The sequence below is a fragment of the Flindersiella endophytica genome, assembly GCF_054779015.1.
In genome coordinates this window covers 133,220-151,082 of record NZ_BAAGYY010000024.1, presented here as the reverse complement: position 1 = coordinate 151,082, position 17,863 = coordinate 133,220, and the positions used below count along the sequence as shown (strand labels likewise).

Below are 17,863 nucleotides of genomic sequence, written 5' to 3'. Positions count from 1 at the left end.
AGTCAGGCCCTGGCTTCCTCGGCCAGGATCTCCTCGCACATGTCGACGCACGAGTCGCAGATCGCGGCGTCGGTGGGTGCGGAGTCGGGGCTGGCGTAGAGCTGGTCGCTGTGCTTGCCGCAGAAGCTGCAGGTGCCGTCGATGTGCTCGGCGTCGGAGGCGAGCTGTACGCAGTCGTCGCAGATGTAGACCGTCGGGCCGGCGATCAGGCGCCCGACGTCCAGGCCCGTACGTTCGCAGAACGAGCACTGCAGGCGTGACTGCCCCAACCATCGATACACGTCGTCGTAGCGGCTCACGCCCAGCTTGGCCAGCACCTGCGCCGCCACGCCCTGCCCCTCACGAAGCAGTGCGAGCAGCAGGTGCTCGGTGCGAACGTGCGACGCGTGGTCGCGCTTCGCCTCCCGAACCGCCAGGTCGAGCACCTTCTTGGTCCGCGGGACCAGCGCGATCGGCCCGTCGGGTACGGGCTCGGCGCCGCGGTCGATGATCTGCAGGACCTCGGCACGCGCCCGGCCGAGCTCGACCTCCTTGCTCTTCAGCAGTCGTGCCGCCAGCCCAGGCTCGACACGCAGCAGGCCGAGCAGGATGTGCTCGGTGCCGACGAAGTCGTGCTGCAGCTCCCGGGCTTCCTCCTCGGCGTAGACCATCGCCTGGCGGGAGTCGGGGAAGAACTCGCCGAGCTTGGCGGGTTCGAGGATCTCGTCGCGGTCGCGGTCGCGGTCGCGCCGCCCGCGTCCGATCCCGTCGCGGCGTTCACCACGGCGCTCACCACGGCGTTCGCCGCGCCGCTCACCCCGGCGCTCGCCACGGCCTTCGTGGCGGTCGCGTTCGACCCGCTCCGCCCGCTCGGACCGGCGTTCGCGCCGCTCCCGTTCCCGCTCGGTGCCGGCGGGGCCGGCAGAGCCCGCGGAGCCGGCAGGGGAGTCGCCTGTGGTGTCGACGATCTGATGAACGCGCTGGTGGCTGAGGTCGAGCGCCTCGGCGATCTCGCGCATGGACCCGCCCGCGAAGTGCAGCCGGCGAATCGTGTGGTGGTAGTCGGCCTTGGCCAGGTCGGAGTCGTGCTGCAGGTTGAGCAGCTTCTCCCGGGCCTGTCTGGCCTGGTCCAGCAGTTCCTCGTCCAATGTCATGTGTCTACTGTGGTAGACGAAGTGTCTAGTGTCAATAGGCATAGACAACGGCGAGCAGGACCGGTCGCGTGCGGGCACCGGGACGTCCGCTCCTAGACTTCACCGCTATGAGCCAGCCGAGCCAGCCAGCGTCGGACCTGCCGCAGACGTTCGTGCCCGCCGAGATCGAAGGGCCGTTGTACGAGCGCTGGGCGGAGCGTGGTTACTACGGAACCACCGGCAAGGCGGACGCCAAGCCGTACTGCATCGTGATCCCGCCGCCGAACGTCACCGGCTCGCTGCACGTCGGCCACGCGCTCGACCACACCATCCAGGACATCCTGATCCGCCGCCGCCGGATGCAGGGCTACGACGCGCTCTGGCTGCCGGGCATGGACCACGCCGGCATCGCGACCCAGAACGTCGTCGAACGTGAGCTCGCCAAGGACGGCCAGTCCCGCCACGACCTCGGCCGCGACGCGTTCGTGAAGCGCGTGTGGGACTGGAAAGCACAGTCCGGCGGCCAGATCCTGGCCCAGATGCGCCGACTCGGCGACTCGGTCGACTGGAGCCGTGAGCGCTTCACGATGGACGAGGGCCTGTCCCGCGCCGTCCTGACGATGTTCAAGCGCCTCTACGACGACGGGCTGATCTACCGCGCCGAGCGGATCATCAACTGGTGCCCGCGCTGCCTCACCGCGCTGTCCGACATCGAGGTCGAGCACTCCGACGACGACGGCGAGCTGGTCTACATGCGCTACGGCGACGGTGACGACGCGATCGTCGTCGCCACGACCCGGGCGGAGACGATGCTCGGCGACACGGCGGTCGCCGTCCATCCGGACGACGAGCGTTACCAGCACCTCGTGGGCCGCGAGATCACACTGCCGCTCACCGGCCGGCGGATCCCGGTGGTCGCCGACTCCCACGTCGATCCGGAGTTCGGCACCGGAGCGGTGAAGGTCACGCCCGCGCACGACCCCAACGACTTCGAGATCGGCCAGCGGCACAGCCTGCCGAATCTCACGATCATGGACGAGCACGGCACGGTCACCGCACACGGACCGTTCCAGGGGCTCGACCGGTTCGAGGCCCGGCCGGCCGTCGTCGCAGCGATGCGCGCCGAAGGCCGGATCGTCAAGGAGACCAGGCCTTACAAGCACGCGGTCGGCCACTGCCAGCGCTGCTCGACCGTCGTCGAGCCGCGCGTGTCGCTGCAGTGGTTCGTGCAGGTCGGCCCGCTGGCCAAGGCCGCCGGTGACGCCGTACGCGACGGCCGGATCAAGGTCCACCCGCAGGAGATGGCCAAGCGCTACTTCTCGTGGGTCGACAACATGCACGACTGGTGCATCTCGCGCCAGCTGTGGTGGGGTCACCGGATCCCCGTCTGGTACGGCCCGGACGGCGAGACGGTCTGCGTCGGGCCGGGAGAGGAGCCGCCGGCCGGCGAGGGCTGGACCCAGGACCCCGACGTCCTCGACACCTGGTTCTCCTCGGGCCTGTGGCCGTTCTCGACGCTCGGCTGGCCGGACGAAACCCCTGACCTGGAACGCTTCTATCCCACGTCGGTGCTGGTGACCGGCTACGACATCCTGTTCTTCTGGGTCGCGCGGATGGCGATGTTCGGCCTGTACGCCATGGCCGACCGCGGGCCGGAGGCCAGCGTGCCGTTCCAGGAGATCGTGCTGCACGGCATGGTGCGCGACGAGCACGGCAAGAAGATGTCGAAGTCGTTCGGCAACGTCGTCGACCCGCTCGACTGGATCGACCGCTACGGCGCCGACGCGACGCGCTTCACGCTGGCTCGTGGCGCCAACCCCGGCACGGACGTCCCGGTAAGCGAGGACTGGGCACAGGGCGCGCGCAACTTCGGCACCAAGCTGTGGAACGCCACGCGGTTCGCGTTGCTCAACGGCGCGAACGCGGCGGCCGAAGTTCCTCCGGCGGACGCGCTCACGACCGCCGACCGCTGGATCCTGTCGCGGCTGCACCGCCTGATCGCGGAGGTCGACGGCTACTACGAGGCCTACGAGTTCGCCAAGGTCTGCGAGTCGATCCAGCAGTTCGCGTGGAGCGAGTTCTGCGACTGGTACGTCGAGCTCTCCAAGCCTGAGCTCCAGGCCGGCGGCGCGGCGGCCGCGGCGTGCCGCGCCGTGCTCGGGCACGTACTCGACCGGCTGCTGCGCCTGCTGCACCCGGTCATGCCGTTCGTCACCGAGCAGCTCTGGCTCTCGGTGACCGACGGCGAGTCGCTGGTGGTCTCCGACTGGCCGGCCGCCCAGCTGTCGTACGTCGACGCGTCCGCCGAGCACGAGATCGAGTCGCTGCAGCGGCTGGTCACCGAGGTCCGGCGGTTCCGTTCGGACCAGGGCGTGAAGCCGACCCAGAAGGTGCCTGCCCGGCTGGCCGGCATCGAGGCGACGGCGCTGGCGAGTCACGAGCCGGCGATCCGTTCGCTGCTGCGCCTGGACGAGCCCGGCGACGGCTTCGGCCGGACGGCCTCGCTGCCGGTGGAGGGCGTGACCGTCGAGCTCGACACGGCCGGAACCATCGACCTGGCCGCCGAGCTCAAGCGGCTCGACAAGGATCTGGCGGCCGCGACCAAGCTCGCCGACCAGGCACGACGTAAGTTGGACAATCCGGAGTTCCTGGCGAAGGCGCCGGAGCAGGTCGTCGAGAAGGTGCGCGGTCAGCTCACCTCCGCGACGGCGGACATCGAGCGGCTGCGAGGACACCTTGATCGTTTGTCCGCGCAGCGGGAGGACTCATAGATGACAAGCCACGACGGCGGGGGCGAAGCGCTCTACGCCGATGTGGAGAAGGCGCTGTACGCACGGCTGCCCGAACACAAGTCGGTCGCGAGCCCCAACCTCGGGCGGATGCGCCGGCTCGTCGACCTGATGGGCCAGCCGCAGCACTCCGCACCGGTCGTCCACATCGCCGGCACCAACGGCAAGACGTCCACCACACGCCTGGTCGACGCGCTCCTCGTCGCGTTCGGCTTGCGTACCGGGCGGCACACCAGCCCGCACCTGTCGGAGATCCGGGAGCGGATCTGCCTGTCCGGCGAGCCGATCGGCAAGGAGCGGTTCGTCGAGGTCTACCAGGAGGTCATGCCGTACGTCGATCTCGCCGACCAGCAGGCCGTTGCCGAGGGCGACCGGGCGCTGTCGCTGTTCGAGATCACCACGGCGATGACGTTCGCGGCGTTCTCCGACGCGCCGGTCGACGTCTCGATCCTCGAGGTCGGGATGGGCGGTACCCACGACTCGACGAACGTCGCCGACGGCAAGGTGGCGGTGGTGACGCCCATCGCGGTCGACCACGTACGCTTCCTCGGCTCGACGCCGGCGGAGATCGCCGTGGAGAAGGCCGGAATCATCAAGCCCGGCTCGATCGCGGTGCTGTCGCAGCAGGACCTCGACGTCGCCGAGGTGCTGATGCGGCGGGTCGCCGAGGTCGGTGCGACGGTCGCGCGTGAGGGCATCGAGTTCGGCGTGCTCAACCGCGAGCTCGCCGTCGGCGGCCAGATGCTCACGCTGCAAGGACTTTCCGGCGTCTACGAAGAGGTCTACGTCCCGCTGCACGGCATGCACCAGGCGCACAACGCGTCGGTGGCGCTGGCCGCGGTCGAGGCGTTCCTGGCCGGTGGCGCGACCGAGGGCGAAGGGCTGGACGCCGAGATCGTCCGGCAGGGCTTCGCCGCGGTGACCTCGCCCGCCCGGCTCGAAGTCGTACGCCGCAGCCCGACGGTCCTGCTCGACGCGGCGCACAACCCGCACGGCGCCGCCGCCACGGCCGAAGCGCTGACCGAGGCGTTCACGTTCGAGCCGCTGATCGGTGTGATCGGGTCGATGTCCGACAAGGACGTCGAAGGGTTGCTGGAGGCGTTCGAGCCGGTGATGGACCGCGTGGTGGTGACGCAGAACTCCACGATGCGCGCGATGCCGGCGGCCGAGCTCGCCGAGATCGCGATCGACGTCTTCGGCGAGGACCGCGTGATCGTACGCCCACGGCTCGACGAGGCGATCGAGGAAGCGGTCCGGCAGGTCGAGGAAGAGGAGTCGGCGGTCGGCGCTGGCGGCGTCGTCGTCACCGGATCCGTCATCACGGCGGGCGAGGCGCGCGTGCTGCTGGGGAACCGATGAGCGAGGGCCGGCCGGAAGCTACGGGCGAACCGCAGCAAGCGGGCGCGGCAGCCGAGCCGGATCAGCCGGAGCAAGCGGAGCAAGCGGATCAGCCGGAGCAAGCGGGCGAGGCCGTGCAGGCAGCTCAGCCGCTCCAATCGGCTCAGGCAGCCGAGTCGGCTCAGACCGCCCGGTCGGCCCAGACGGCTCGGGCCGCCCAGCGCAAGACGATGCGGGCGGTGCATTCCGCGGTCCTCGTCTTCGAGGCGGTCGTGGTGGGCCTCGCGATCCCGGTGGCGATCACGTTGAACGGCGTCTCCGGAGCGGTCGCCGGCACCGTCGGCGGCGTGGTCGCGGTCTGCTGCCTGGTGGCGGCCGGCCTGCTGCGATCCCCGATTGGCTACACGATCGGCTCGGTCCTGCAGGTCGTGACGTTCGCGCTGGGCTTCGTCGTGCCGCTGATGTTCGTGCTGGGCGCCGCGTTCGGCGCGTTGTGGTTCTACTGCCTGGTCCTCGACCGCCGCCTGCGCCGGCGGCAGCAGCCGAGCAGGGCTCCGGCTCAGTAGCCCCGAGGTCGTCAAGTCCCCTGGTCGCGTCGGCGTGTCACCGGCGTCGATCACGTACTGAGCATGGGAAGCTACCCACCGTACTGTTTCGGCGACTAGGTGGGATCACAGGCGGGGATGGCCAGCAACTTCATCGGCCGCGACATGGCGGTCGACCTCGGCACGGCCAACACGCTCGTCTACGTTCGCGGGCGGGGCGTGGTGCTCAACGAGCCCTCCGTCGTGGCGACGGAGACCTCCACCGGTTCGGTTGTCGCCGTCGGTACCAAGGCCAAGCAGATGATCGGCCGCACGCCGGGCACGATCACCGCGGTCCGGCCGCTGAAGGACGGCGTGATCGCCGACTTCGACGGCGCGGAGAAGATGCTGCGCTACTTCATCCAGCGGGTCCACCGCCGTCGCTACTTCGCCAAGCCACGCCTGGTCGTCTGCGTTCCCTCCGGCATCACACCGGTCGAGCAGCGCGCGGTCCGCGACGCCGGCTACCAAGCCGGCGCCCGAGCCGTCTACATCATCGAGGAGCCGATGGCCGCCGCGATCGGCGCCGGGCTGCCGGTCCACGAGCCGGCCGGCGCGATGGTCGTCGACATAGGTGGCGGCACCACCGAGGTCGCGGTCATCTCGCTCGGCGGCATCGTCGTGAGCCGCTCGATCCGGGTCGGCGGTGACGAGCTCGACGAGGCGATCGTCGCCTACATGAAGAAGCAACACACGCTTCTGGTCGGCGAGCGGACGGCCGAGGACATCAAGATGACGGTCGGCTCGGCCTATCCGATGCCGGAGCTGCCGAAGGCCGAGATCCGCGGCCGCGACCTGGTGAGCGGCCTGCCCAAGACCGTTCGCATCGACGCGGCCGAGATCCGCGACGCGCTGGAGGAGCCGGTCGCGCAGATCCTCGACGCCGTACGCGACACCCTCGACGGCTGCCCGCCGGAGCTCGTCGGCGACGTGATGGACCGCGGCATCGTGCTGACCGGTGGCGGCGCGTTGCTGAGCGGACTTTCCCGGCGCCTGCAGGAAGAAACCGGCGTACCCATCCAGGTCACCGACGACCCGCTCAACTCCGTCGCGGTCGGCGCCGGCATGTGTGTCGAGGAGTTCGAGACGCTGCGGCGCGTCCTGGTGTCGGAGCCGCGGCGGCGATGAAGCCGGTCAAACGCCGGGGCCGGCCTGGGGTCGTGCTCGCACTGCTGGTCCTCGTCTCCCTGACGTTGATGACGGTGGACGCGGGACCCGGCGTGCTGCGCTCGGCCACCTCGTCGGTGCTCGGCGAGCTGCAGGCGCTCGGCACGTCGGTGAGCCGGCCCGACACCGAGGCCCACCGGCTGCGTACGGAGAACCAGCGACTGCGCTGGGAGAACACCAGGCTGCAAGCAGGCCTCGACCCTGGCCGGCGGCAGCAGGCCAGGGTGATCGGATACGGCCCGGCACAGGCGTACGCCCGTACGATCGCGCTCGACGCCGGCAGCGGCGACGGCGTTCAGCGCGACGCGACGGTCTTGTCTGCCGAAGGTCTGGTCGGCCGGGTCGTCGCCGTCGGCCGGCACACGAGCACGGTGCTGCTGATCTGCGACGCCGAGTCCACCGTGGGTGCCCGGGTCGAGGGCAACCGCGAGCTGGGCCTGCTGACCGGACGTGGTGACGCCACCGGCAAGGGCCGGTTGACGTTCCGGCTGCTCGACACAACCGCTGACGTCCAGGTCGGCGATCGCCTGGTCAGCTGGGGCTCGCCGCACGGCCGGCCGTATCTGCCGGACGTGCCGATCGGTGTCGTGACCGCCGTGCACACCGCCGCCGACGGTCTGACACCCGTCGCGGACGTCAAGCCCCTGGTCGACTTCACCACGCTCGATGCCCTGGACGTGGTGCGTTGAGCGCCGGCCAGGAAGGCAAAGCGCTCCGGCAGGTCGCGTTCCCGGCGCTGCTGGCGGCCGTTTGCTGTCTGGCCTTCGTCCTGCAGACCAGCGTGCGCGCGTTCAGCGTGGTCTCGCCGGATCTCCAGCTGCTGTTGGTGGTCGCGGTCGCGATCGTGCGTGGGCCGACGGCCGGAGCGGTGACCGGGTTCGCCTGTGGGCTGCTGGTCGACCTCGCGCCCGGGTCCGTGTACGCCGTCGGCGCCGGCGCGCTGGCGCACGCACTGGCGGGCTACGTCGCCGGAATCGTCAACGAGGCCGACAAGAACGAGCGCCGGCGGCTCTGGTTCCCGGTCGTGCTGGTGTCGGCGACGCTGGTGGCGTTCGGTGCGTTCGGAGGGCTGGTCGCCGTCCTCGACGAGCGCAGGCTGGTGCTCCCGACCGTCACGGTGTCGGCTACGGCGGCGGCGTCGACACTGCTGCTCGGGCTCCTCGCCGTTCCGTTGCTGGCTGGAGCGTTCCGCCGATGGAGCTGAGACGCCGGCTTCGTACGATGCAGGCGGTCGTGTTCGGGTTGGTGGCCGTCCTGCTCGGCCAGCTGTGGCACCTGCAGCTCGCGGACGGCGGGGCGCCCCAGCAACGTGCGGCCGCGGACCGGGGAACGATCCGGCAGGTGAGCCTGCCCGCTGTTCGCGGCCGGATCCTCGACCGCGCCGGCACGCCGCTGGCCGCCAACAGCAGCCGGGTGGTGCTGACCGCCGACTACAACACGCTGCGCCGGCTGGACAAACCCGCACGCGAGGCCGTCTACGCGAGGCTCGGCAAGCTGCTGCGCGTCGATCCGGTGGAGCTGTCCGACAAGGTGGGCCCGTCCCTGCTGCCGGTGCCGCTGGTCTACGACGTCGACCCGAACGTCTCGATGGAGGTCTCCGAACGGCAGGAGCTGTACCCCGGCATCGCGGTCGAGCTGCGGCCGACGAGGTACGCGCCCAAGCCGTACGGCGCGAACGCGGCGCAGGTGATCGGCTACCTCGGTGTCGACGGGCAGGAGCTCGGCGGGCGGGCCGGCCTGGAGCAGGCCTACGACGCCGACCTGCGCGGCAAGCCGGGGCGGCGCACGCTGAAGGTGAACGCTGCCGGCCGGGTGATCGGTGTCCAGGGAGAGCAGGCCGCCTTGCGCGGCTCGGATCTCGTTACCAGCTTGGACGCCCGCGTGCAGGCGACCACCGAACGCGAGCTGCGGGCCGCGATGCGGCGGGCACGCGGCACCGTCGACCGGGTGACCAAGCGGCCGTACGAGGCCGACACCGGCGCAGCCGTCGTACTGGAGGCTCGCACCGGCCGGGTGGTCGCGCTGGCCAGCGAGCCGACGTACGACCTCGGGGTCTGGACGGGCGGGCTGTCCGCGCGTGAGCGCAAAGCCTTGTTCGGCGAGGATTCCGGCTCCCCACTGCTGTCGCGGGCGACCCAGGGCGAGTACGCGCCCGGGTCGACGTTCAAGCCGATCACGACGGTCGCGGCGCTGGATCAGGGCTATCCGCCGTCGACGACGCTGCCGTGCCCGGGGACGATGCGGATCGGCGGCCGGACGTTTCGCAACTACGGCTCGAAGGCCTACGGCCAGGCGTCGTTCGCGAAGGCGCTCGCCGTCTCGTGCGACACGTTCTTCTACCGCATCGGCGTCGACCTGTGGAAGCGCGGCGGCTCCTCGGCCTCGGCGGTCGCCGACACGGCAGCGGAGTTCGGGCTCGGCCGGCGGACGGGCATCGACCTGCCGGGCGAGGGCAACGGCCGGCTGCCCGATCGCGCGCCGTATGCCGGCAACGCGGCACTGGGCGCGATCGGCCAGGCCGACCTCACGGTCACGCCCCTGCAGCTGGCCTCGGCCTACGCCGCGCTGGCCAACGGCGGGAAGCTCTGGAAACCGAGCGTGGGCCTGGAGGTCCGGCGTCCGGACGGATCGGTCGACCGAAGGACAGAGCCACAGCAGACCGGGCGGATCCCGCTCACCAGGACAGAGATCTCCCTGCTGGGCAAGGCGTTGCGGGAGACGACCAGAACCGGCACCGGCGCCGCGCCGTTCGCGGGGTTTCCGCTGGACCGGATCCAGGTGGCGTCCAAGACCGGGACCGCGGAGGTCGCGGGCCGGCAGACCACGTCGTGGTTCGCGTCCTACGACAAGCGATACGTCGTCGTCATGATGGTCACGCAGGGCGGCACCGGCTCGGGGACGTCGGGGCCGTCGGTGCGCCGGATCTGGGAGGCCCTTTACGGCTTGGGGGATCGGCGGTGAAGCCGTGGTCGCTGCGATCACTCGACTGGTCGCTGCTGGTGGCCGTGCTGGCGCTGGCGATGCTCGGAACGCTGCTGGTGTGGTCGGCCACCGCTGAGCGGCCCGACGTCCTGGCAGCGGACTCGACCGGCTACCTCGCCCGCCACCTGGTGAGCATCGTGGCCGGTGTCGCGCTCGCGGTGCCGTTGGTGTTCGTCCGGCACCGGCAGCTGCGCGCGTTCGCGCCGGTCGGCTACGTCGCGGTCGTGGCCGGTCTGGCCGCGGTCCTGTTCCTCGGAGTCCGGATCAACGGCTCGCAGGCCTGGATCGCCTTGCCGGGTGGGTTTTCGCTGCAGCCAGGCGAGTTCGCCAAGGTGGCGCTGGTGATCGGGATGGCCGTCGCCCTGACCGAACGCCGCGACGCCGATCCGTTGCGGCCGCGACCCGGTGTGGCCGATGTGGGCTGGATGCTCCTGGTGGCCGTGATACCGATCGGGCTGGTGGCGCTGCAGCCCGACATCGGCACGGTGATGGTGCTCGGTGCGATGACGTTCGCCGTGCTCGCGCTCGGCGGCGTACGGCTGTGGTGGCTGGGCTCGCTGGTCCTGGCCGGAGCCGCGGCCGCGGCCGCGGCCGTGTGGTTCGGGCTGGTGGCCGACTACCAGCTCGACCGGCTGACGGCCTTCGCCAGCCCGGACCTCGATCCGCAGGGCGCGGGCTACAACGTCGCGCAGGCCCGGCTCGCGATCGCGGGTGGCGGCCTGCTGGGACAGGGGCTGTTCCACGGCGTGCGGACGGGCGGCGGGTTCGTACCCGAGCAGCACACCGACTTCGTCTTCACCGTGGCCGGCGAGGAATGGGGCTTCGCGGGCGCCGCAGCAGTGCTCCTGCTGATCGGCTTCGTGCTGTGGCGCGGCATGCAGATCGCGGGCCGGGCACCGGACCTGTTCGGGCGCCTGGTGGCGGCGGGCGTCGTCTGCTGGTTCGCGGTGCAGACGTTCGAGAACGTCGGGATGTCGCTCGGCTTGGCGCCGGTGACAGGTGTGCCGTTGCCGTTCATCTCCTACGGGGGTTCGTCGATGATGGCGTGTCTGCTCGCGGTCGGTCTGTTGCAGAACATCCACCTGCGCGCGTCGGCCGGCGACTGACGGCGGCCAGCAGCAGGCCTGCGCCGGGAAGCGCTGCCAGCGTGACCATGACGGCGGCGGTCAGTCCCAGGGCGTCGCGAGCGAGCAGGGGAGCGGCGAGTGCGGCGCCGAGTGGTGGAGTGAACTGCATGCACGTACGCAGGATCGTGAAGATCCGGCCGCGCTGTTCGGCCGGGAGCCGAAGCATCCGGATGCTCTGTGCCCACACGGTCATCGGCGCGCTGGCGACACCGAGGACCACGAGCAGCCCGGCCGCGAGTGGGACGGCGGGCAGGAGCACCGCCAGGAACCCACCAGCGGCGACCAGTTGCGCGAGAGCGACGTACCGCAACAGGTTCGACGTCGTGTGTACACGAGTGGCTCCGATCGACCCGGCCAGCTCACCGACGGCGATCGCGGTGAGGAGCGTGCCGAGGCTGGTAGCCCCACCGTCCCAGTGCTCCTTCGCAAGCCAGGGCAGCGCGACGAGCAGCATCCCTTCGGCAACGTTGAACGCCATGAACGCGACCGTCGTGGCCAGGATCGTCCGGTCCGTGCGGATCGACCGGATCGACGGCGCCCAGCCCGCGCCACCACTGCCATCAGTGCCATCGCCACTGCCGCCGGGCCGGGCGGCGGGCGGAGGCAGCGCAGAGCCCATGCGCAGCAGGAAGAACGCGAACACGAGATAGCTCGCCGCGTCGACCGCGAGCACGTTCTCCGCGCCGGCCAACGGGATCAGCAGCCCGGCGATCGCCGGGCCGGCGAGGCCGGCGACGCCGTATCCGAACGTCTCGAGCCCGTTGGCGGCCGACAGCTCACGCTCGGGCAGCAGATCGGGAATCGCCGCCGGTACGCCGGCCAGCGGCAGCATCTTCAGCAGCCCATAGACACCGGCCGCGACGTACACCAGGCCCAGCGGAGTCCTGCCGGCGAACGCGAGCAGCGGGATCGATCCGATGACAACCGCACGCACGAGGCTGTCCGCCAGCAGCAACGTCCGCTTGGGAAACCGGTCGAGCAGCGGCCCGAGCGCCGCCCCACCGAGCAGGACGGGCGCGGTGTAACAGATCGCGAGCCAGCCGAGCGCGCCCGGGCTGCCGGCCCGGGTGAGCACGATCCACGCGAACGCGGTCCACGTCATCCCGTCACCGAGCGCGGACAGGCTCGAGCCCAGCCAGAGCCGGCGAAAGTCGGCATACCGAAGAGCAGAGAAGGCAGACATGACGCGATCCAAGCGCGCCGAGCCTGCCTGCGCTGGCGGGTTCCGGACGAGGTCGTCGGGCGCTCAGACCCGCAGGGTGAGACCGTTCGGGTCGACCCGGCGCTGCCCGCTGGGCCGTTCCAGCGCGGGTTCGATGGCAGGCTCCGCCTCTCCCGCCTCGACGATCCGCTGGATCAGCCGCTCGCGCAACGCCGTCGCCACTTCCTGGTGCGAGACGAACCCCACCAGGTTGTCGAGCTCGTAGGGATCGTTGGCCAGGTCGTACAACGCCGACTCGACGTATCGGTGTCCGGAGGCGTCGGCCCAGCCGTCGGCTGCCGGGTCGACGACGTGGTACTTCCATCGCGACGTCCGCAACGTCCGCCCGCACTCGGACTCACTGACCTGAACGAACACATCGTCCGGCCAGGCGGCGCCCGGATCCCTTACCAGCGGCAGGAACGAGCGGCCCTGCATGTCGTCCGGTACGTCCAGGCCGGCGGCGTCGAGCAGGGTCGGTGGCAGGTCGATCGTGCTGACCGGCTGGTCGAGGTAGCGTCCGCCGTGGAAGCCGGGCCCGCGCAACGCCAGCGGCACGCGGATCGACCCGTCGTGGCAGGACCGCTTGTACTCCGCGTTCCGCGTCTTGAAGTGGCTCCCGTGATCCGAGGTGTACGCGACGATCGTGTCGTCGTGCAACCCTGAGCTGCGCAGCGCGTCGAACAACCGCCCGAGCCCTTCGTCGACTCGGCGGATCTGCCCGAGATAGCCGCCCATGTGCCGGTGCGCCGTTCCGCCCTGCGTCGACAGCGCCGCGAGGTCCGGCGGCATCCACCGGCCCTGATAGCGCTGCTCATAACCTTCGGGCGCGGGGTAGCTGTCGGTCTCGTTCTGGTGGTGCGGCTCGATCAGCGAGAGGAACAGATAGAAGGGCTCCTCGCGCGGTGAGGTCACGAACCGGATCGCCGCGTCGAAGCAGGCGTCGGAACGATAGCCGGGCAGCAGCACCGGCTTCCCGTCGCCGTCGTACATCACCGTGCGGTACGGATCCGACGTGAACTCGAGCGTGTTCGAGGCCAGCCAGTAGTCGTACCCACCCCGCTGGTCCGGGGGCACCGGCTCGGACGCGGCCAGGTGCCACTTGCCGATGTAGCCGGTGGCATAGCCTGCCGAGCCGAAGTACTGGGCCAGCGTCCGCACGTCCGACGGCAGCGGCCGGCTGTTGGTGAAGCAACCGGTCGACGTCGGCCAGCGTCCGGTCTGCAACGCCGACCGCGCCGGCCCGCACACCGGGTTGGACGTGAACGCCTGCACCGCATGCGTCCCGGTCCGGGCCATCCGGTCGAAGTTCGGCGTGAGATCGAGCGGGTTACCGTGTGCCCCCGTGGTGTCCCATCTCTGCTGGTCGGTGAACACGACGATGACGTTTGGCCGCTTGGGCATCTTCCACCTTTGCTGTTGGGTACTGTCGGTCTGTTACTTGAGGCCGCTGAGCGTGATCCCGCGGACGAAGTAGCGCTGGCTGAACACGAACAACAACGCCGTCGGTACGAACAGGATCACCGAGCCCGCCGCGGTCAGGTGCCACAGGGTGAAGTACTCCTGGTTGAACAACGTCAGTCCGACCGGGATCGTCCGCATCTCCTCGGTCGTCGTCGCCACCAGCGGCCAGAGGAACTCGTTCCACTGGTGCACGAACGTGAACAGGCCGAGCACGGCCAGCGCCGGCCGCGCCTGGGGCAGGATGATCCGCCAGTAGATGCCGAGCTCCGACGCACCATCGATCCGCGCGGCCTGGATCAGGTCGTCCGGGATCGGCTGGATGAACTGGCGCATCAGGAAGATGCCGAACGCGTCCATCAGGAACGGTGTGATCAGCGCCTGGTAGGAGTTCAGCCAGCCGAGATTGGACATCATCACGTACAGCGGAATCATCCGGACGAAGAACGGCACCATCAGCGTCGCCAGCAGCAGGATGAACAGCGTGTTCTTGAACGGGAACCGGAACTTCGCGAACACGTAGCCGACCAGCGGGTCGAACACCAGGTGCGCCACGGTGATCCCGCCCGCCACCACCAGGCTGTTGACGATGAAGTGCCCGAACGGCGCCTTCGCGAACAGCTCGGCGTAGTTGCCCCACTGCGCGACCGAGGGCCACAGCACCGGATCGCCGGACAGCGTTTCGCCCTCGGTCTGCAGCGACAGCGAGACCATGTAGAGCAGCGGAACGATCGTGAGCGCGCAGGCCAGCCCGAGCACGACGTACGTCACGGCCTTGCGTACGGGCGAGATCACGGCCGAGGTACCGGCCGTCGAGGTGTTGGCGGCGGGCATCAGTACTGCACCTCCCCACGCCGTCCGGCGCGCAACTGCACCAGCGTGAACACCACGATCACGATCAACAGCAGCACCGAGAGTGCTGAGGAGAAGCCGAAGTCGCGCGCGTTGAACGCCGTGATGAAGACGTGGTAGACGTACAGGTCGGTCTTCCCGGCCGGTCCACCGCCGGTGATGATGTAGGCCTGCCCGAACGCCTGCAACCCGCTGATCACCGCCATCACCGAGACGAACAACGTCGTCGGCGCGAGCAGCGGCAGCGTGATGTGCCAGAACTGCTGCCGTTTGGTCGCACCGTCGACGTGGGACGCCTCGTAGTACTCCTCCGGAATGCCCTGCAGGCCGGCCAGGAACAGCACCATCGTGTACCCCACGCTCTGCCACAGGCTGACCGCGATGATCGTGGCCAGCGGATGCGTGTTGAGCCACGACTGGGCAGGCAGGCCGAGCGAGAGCAGCACCCGGTTGAGGATGCCCAGCTGCGGGTCGAGAATGTTGCGCCACAGCAGGCCGACGATCGCGATCGAGGTGAGGTACGGCACCAGCAACGCGACCCGGAACACCACGCGTCCGCGGAATGGCTGGTTGACGAGCAATGCCAGGCCCAGCCCGATCGCGATCGACCCCAGCGTGGTCCCCACCGCGAACAGCAACGTGACCACGAACGAGTTGCGCGCGGCCGGATCACCGAACGCGTCGGCGTAGTTGCCGAGGCCGCTGAACACGTCGGCCCGCGGCCCGGAGTACATGCTCGTCGTCAGGATGTTCGCGATCGGACCGTAGAAGAAGACGCCGAAGAACACCAGCGCGGGCAGGAGGAACAGATACGCGGTCCGGGCCTCCCGCCGGCGCGTCACCGAGCCGGCCATCAGCCGCCCAGGACCTTCGCCGCGGCGTCGGCGTACTGCTGAACCGCCTTCGCAGCGGGCTGGTTCTGCATCACGATTCCCTGGTACATCGTCTTGAACGCCTCGGTGAGCTCACCGCTCTTGCCGGTCAGTCGGAGCCGTTCGCTGGTGTCCACAGCCGTTCCGAGTGCGTCCGCGAACGGCTTGAACTTCTCGTCGGACTGGACGGACGCGTCCCGCACCCACGACTTGCGAGGCATCAGCATCCCGGCTTCCTTGGTCGCGGCGAGCTCGACCTTCAGCGCGGTGATGCGCTTGATGAAGTCCCACGAGAGATCGGGCCGCTTCGCCTTGGCCGGAACGAACACGCTGGTGCCCGCCGCGCTCGTGATCTTCTCCTTGTGGCGCAGCGGAGCCGTGATGCCGAGCTTCAGGTCGGGGCTGGTCTGCGCGATCGGCTGCAGGTCCCAGGGGCCGGTCACGATCATCGCCGCCCGCTTGGCCGACAGCAGCTTCTGTGGTCCGGAGAAGTCCGTTCCGGGCGTCGGAACGGGCGACACCTTGTGCTTGTGCACCAGGTCGGCCTGGAACTGCAGGGCCTCGATGGCGGCGTCCTGGGGTGTCAGCACCTGCTTGGTCTTCGGGTCGTAGTCGCGGACGCCGTTCTGCAGCAGCCACGGCCAGGTGTAGCCCGGATCCTGGTTGAGCGCGATGCCGTGCACACCGTCCTTCGTGAGCTCCTTGGCCGCCGACAACAGGTCGTCCCAGGTGGTGGGCGGCTGGACACCGGCCGCATCGAGCATCTCCTGGTTGTAGAACAGCAGCATGCAGGTCAGGTGCAGCTGAATGCCGTAAACCTTGTCCTGGTAGGAGTTTCGCGTGACGGTGTTCGGCTGCCAGTCGGACGGGAAGCCCATGGCGGAGCCGTCCGCGTCGACGTACTTCTGCAGCGACAGCACGTCGCCGGTCAGCGCGAACTCCTGCACCCAGCCGCCCGGCTCCTCGCACACGTCCGGGACGTTGCCGCTGGCGAAGTCGGCGAGGATCCGCGTGCGCATGTCGGGCCACTGGAACTTCTGCAGCTGCACCTTCACGCCGTGCGCCTTCTCGAACTCGTCGATGACCTTCTGGTACGCCGCGTAGCCGTGCCCGGCGTTCCAGTAGACCGTGAACGTGCCGCCGTCGCCCTTGTCTTCAGAGCCGGCATCGTCGCCGGGCGCGGGCTCCTTCGGTGCACCCGCTCCACACGCGGCGAGCACGGGGAGAACGGCCGCCGATCCGGCGAGTCCGAGGAGGCTGCGACGCGTTATCTGGTTGGACATTCCTTACTCCTGCTTAGTCCATCGGTTGAATAGGAATTGTAGGCGGCTCGACAAGGGCCCGTTGAGGTGCCGGGTCAGGCCGAGTCGCGCTGGATGAAGCTCCAGGGCAGCAGGTGTTCCCGGCCGCCAAGCTCTGATTCGGTTGTTCCCAGGCGGTCGAACAGCAGCTCGGCAACCTTGGTGAAGTCAAGCCGGGGTTGCCCGACGGTCGTCAGCGCCGGCTTGGTGATGAGTCCTTCCTCGAGGTTGCCCACGCCGACGACCGCGACGTCACCCGGTACGTCGCGGCCGGAGTCGCGGATCGCCCAGATCGCGCTGATCGCGGCGCGATCGGTCGCGGCGAAGATGGCGTCGGGCGGCTCGGCCAGCTCCAGCAGGCGTGCCGTGGCGCGGTAGCCGCTCACGCGATCGTCCGCACCGGTCACGATCAGCTCGTCGTCGCGTTCGACGCCGTGCCGCCGCAACGCGTCGAGGTAGGCATCGAGCCGTTCGGACGACTCCGCCTCGACCTCGGCGTGCCGGCCGAGGAACGCGACCCGCCGCCTGCCGGTGCCGAACAGGTGGTCGAACGCCACGCCACAGGTTTCGCGTTCGGGTGTGCGAACGACGTCGAATCCCTGCGGTGCGAGGGAGTTCGCCATCGCCACCAGCGGCAGTCCGGCGCGGGCCAGCTCGGCGAGCTGCTGTCCGTCGATGTACTCGGCCGGAGCCGCCACGATCGCGCCGTCGGCGATCCGCTGCCGCAGGAGCTCGAGGGTTTTCCCCGCTCGCAGCGGCGAGTCGACGACCATCGTGATCACGCCGTAGCCCGCGGCGTCGGCCGCCGCGTGCAGGTCGCGCGTCAGCTGGTCGAACGTCGGCACGCCGATCTCGCTCACGACCAGGCAGACGCGTTCGGTACGGCGCTGCCGAAGCCCGCGAGCCGAGGTGTTCGGCGCATATCCAAGGTGCCGGGCCGCTTCGAGCACGCGCTCGCGCGTCTCGGCGCTCACCCGGTTGAGCCGGCCGTTCACGACGTACGACACCGTCGCGACGGACACGCCTGCCATAGCGGCGACATCTCGCGACGTTGCGTTACGCCGGATCGACACGTTA

Annotated in this window: 15 protein-coding genes; 8 read left to right on the top strand and 7 right to left on the bottom strand. The window is 69.7% G+C overall.

Going from position 1 to position 17,863, the window contains the following annotated elements:
• Window positions 1–2 precede the first annotated feature (2 nt).
• Complete coding sequence (locus ACYVF6_RS28530) at window positions 3–1,133, bottom strand: ClpX C4-type zinc finger protein (protein ID WP_460525683.1); 1,131 nt, start codon at window positions 1,131–1,133, stop codon at window positions 3–5.
• Window positions 1,134–1,240: 107 nt separating this feature from the next.
• Here ACYVF6_RS28530 and ACYVF6_RS28525 point away from each other — a divergent pair, with 107 nt between their 5' ends.
• From ACYVF6_RS28525 to rodA, 8 genes are all read left to right on the top strand, one after another.
• Window positions 1,241–3,883 (top strand): valine--tRNA ligase, encoded by a 2,643-nt coding sequence (locus ACYVF6_RS28525; RefSeq protein WP_460525682.1) that lies wholly within the window; start codon window positions 1,241–1,243, stop codon window positions 3,881–3,883.
• A complete protein-coding gene (locus tag ACYVF6_RS28520) occupies window positions 3,884–5,260 on the top strand; it encodes a bifunctional folylpolyglutamate synthase/dihydrofolate synthase (RefSeq protein WP_460525681.1) in 1,377 nt (458 codons plus the stop codon). It abuts the gene before it with no gap.
• Between the two features lie 218 nt (window positions 5,261–5,478).
• Window positions 5,479–5,805, top strand: coding sequence for a DUF4233 domain-containing protein (locus ACYVF6_RS28515; RefSeq protein ID WP_460525679.1), 327 nt, complete (start codon window positions 5,479–5,481; stop codon window positions 5,803–5,805).
• A gap of 117 nt (window positions 5,806–5,922) precedes the next feature.
• Window positions 5,923–6,951, top strand: a complete 1,029-nt coding sequence (gene mreB / locus ACYVF6_RS28510) for a rod shape-determining protein (RefSeq protein ID WP_460525678.1) — start codon at window positions 5,923–5,925, stop codon at window positions 6,949–6,951.
• Window positions 6,948–7,679 carry a rod shape-determining protein MreC gene (gene mreC, locus ACYVF6_RS28505; protein ID WP_460525677.1) on the top strand — a complete coding sequence of 244 codons (732 nt, stop codon included), beginning with the start codon at window positions 6,948–6,950 and terminating at the stop codon, window positions 7,677–7,679. The genes mreB and mreC overlap by 4 nt, the downstream gene beginning before the upstream one ends.
• Window positions 7,676–8,194, top strand: a complete 519-nt coding sequence (mreD, locus tag ACYVF6_RS28500) for a rod shape-determining protein MreD (RefSeq protein WP_460525676.1) — start codon at window positions 7,676–7,678, stop codon at window positions 8,192–8,194. The genes mreC and mreD overlap by 4 nt, the downstream gene beginning before the upstream one ends.
• Window positions 8,185–9,951: a peptidoglycan D,D-transpeptidase FtsI family protein gene (locus tag ACYVF6_RS28495; RefSeq protein WP_460525675.1), complete on the top strand. Its 1,767-nt coding sequence runs from the start codon at window positions 8,185–8,187 to the stop codon at window positions 9,949–9,951. The genes mreD and ACYVF6_RS28495 overlap by 10 nt, the downstream gene beginning before the upstream one ends.
• The gene (gene rodA, locus ACYVF6_RS28490; RefSeq protein ID WP_460525674.1) at window positions 9,948–11,078 is read left to right on the top strand and encodes an FtsW/RodA/SpoVE family cell cycle protein; all 1,131 of its coding nucleotides are present in this window, start codon (window positions 9,948–9,950) and stop codon (window positions 11,076–11,078) included. The genes ACYVF6_RS28495 and rodA overlap by 4 nt, the downstream gene beginning before the upstream one ends.
• On the opposite strand, the gene ACYVF6_RS28485 is transcribed toward rodA, so the two are convergent.
• From ACYVF6_RS28485 to ACYVF6_RS28460, 6 genes are all read right to left on the bottom strand, one after another.
• Window positions 10,987–12,282, bottom strand: coding sequence for an MFS transporter (locus ACYVF6_RS28485; protein WP_460525673.1), 1,296 nt, complete (start codon window positions 12,280–12,282; stop codon window positions 10,987–10,989). The two genes, rodA and ACYVF6_RS28485, sit on opposite strands and share 92 nt — an antisense overlap.
• A gap of 63 nt (window positions 12,283–12,345) precedes the next feature.
• Window positions 12,346–13,704: an alkaline phosphatase family protein gene (locus ACYVF6_RS28480; protein ID WP_460525672.1), complete on the bottom strand. Its 1,359-nt coding sequence runs from the start codon at window positions 13,702–13,704 to the stop codon at window positions 12,346–12,348.
• Window positions 13,705–13,737: 33 nt separating this feature from the next.
• Window positions 13,738–14,595, bottom strand: coding sequence for a carbohydrate ABC transporter permease (locus ACYVF6_RS28475; protein WP_460525671.1), 858 nt, complete (start codon window positions 14,593–14,595; stop codon window positions 13,738–13,740).
• On the bottom strand, window positions 14,595–15,467 hold the full coding sequence (locus ACYVF6_RS28470) for a carbohydrate ABC transporter permease (protein ID WP_460525670.1): 873 nt from the start codon (window positions 15,465–15,467) through the stop codon (window positions 14,595–14,597). The genes ACYVF6_RS28475 and ACYVF6_RS28470 overlap by 1 nt, the downstream gene beginning before the upstream one ends.
• The gene (locus ACYVF6_RS28465) at window positions 15,467–16,768 is read right to left on the bottom strand and encodes an ABC transporter substrate-binding protein (protein WP_460525669.1); all 1,302 of its coding nucleotides are present in this window, start codon (window positions 16,766–16,768) and stop codon (window positions 15,467–15,469) included. The genes ACYVF6_RS28470 and ACYVF6_RS28465 overlap by 1 nt, the downstream gene beginning before the upstream one ends.
• Before the next feature lie 74 nt (window positions 16,769–16,842).
• Window positions 16,843–17,859, bottom strand: a complete 1,017-nt coding sequence (locus ACYVF6_RS28460; RefSeq protein ID WP_460525668.1) for a LacI family DNA-binding transcriptional regulator — start codon at window positions 17,857–17,859, stop codon at window positions 16,843–16,845.
• Window positions 17,860–17,863 lie beyond the last annotated feature (4 nt).

What these genes read in the sequence shown, in the direction of transcription:
- ACYVF6_RS28495 (WP_460525675.1), top strand. Translation starts at nt 8,185, where the DNA reads ATGGAGCTGAGACGCCGGCTTCGTACGATGCAGGCGGTCGTGTTCGGG.
- ACYVF6_RS28480 (WP_460525672.1), bottom strand. Translation starts at nt 13,704, where the DNA reads ATGCCCAAGCGGCCAAACGTCATCGTCGTGTTCACCGACCAGCAGAGA.
- ACYVF6_RS28470 (WP_460525670.1), bottom strand. Translation starts at nt 15,467, where the DNA reads ATGGCCGGCTCGGTGACGCGCCGGCGGGAGGCCCGGACCGCGTATCTG.
- ACYVF6_RS28520 (WP_460525681.1), top strand. Translation starts at nt 3,884, where the DNA reads ATGACAAGCCACGACGGCGGGGGCGAAGCGCTCTACGCCGATGTGGAG.
- ACYVF6_RS28485 (WP_460525673.1), bottom strand. Translation starts at nt 12,282, where the DNA reads ATGTCTGCCTTCTCTGCTCTTCGGTATGCCGACTTTCGCCGGCTCTGG.
- mreB (WP_460525678.1), top strand. Translation starts at nt 5,923, where the DNA reads ATGGCCAGCAACTTCATCGGCCGCGACATGGCGGTCGACCTCGGCACG.
- mreC (WP_460525677.1), top strand. Translation starts at nt 6,948, where the DNA reads ATGAAGCCGGTCAAACGCCGGGGCCGGCCTGGGGTCGTGCTCGCACTG.
- ACYVF6_RS28530 (WP_460525683.1), bottom strand. Translation starts at nt 1,133, where the DNA reads ATGACATTGGACGAGGAACTGCTGGACCAGGCCAGACAGGCCCGGGAG.
- ACYVF6_RS28465 (WP_460525669.1), bottom strand. Translation starts at nt 16,768, where the DNA reads ATGTCCAACCAGATAACGCGTCGCAGCCTCCTCGGACTCGCCGGATCG.
- ACYVF6_RS28525 (WP_460525682.1), top strand. Translation starts at nt 1,241, where the DNA reads ATGAGCCAGCCGAGCCAGCCAGCGTCGGACCTGCCGCAGACGTTCGTG.
- ACYVF6_RS28475 (WP_460525671.1), bottom strand. Translation starts at nt 14,595, where the DNA reads ATGCCCGCCGCCAACACCTCGACGGCCGGTACCTCGGCCGTGATCTCG.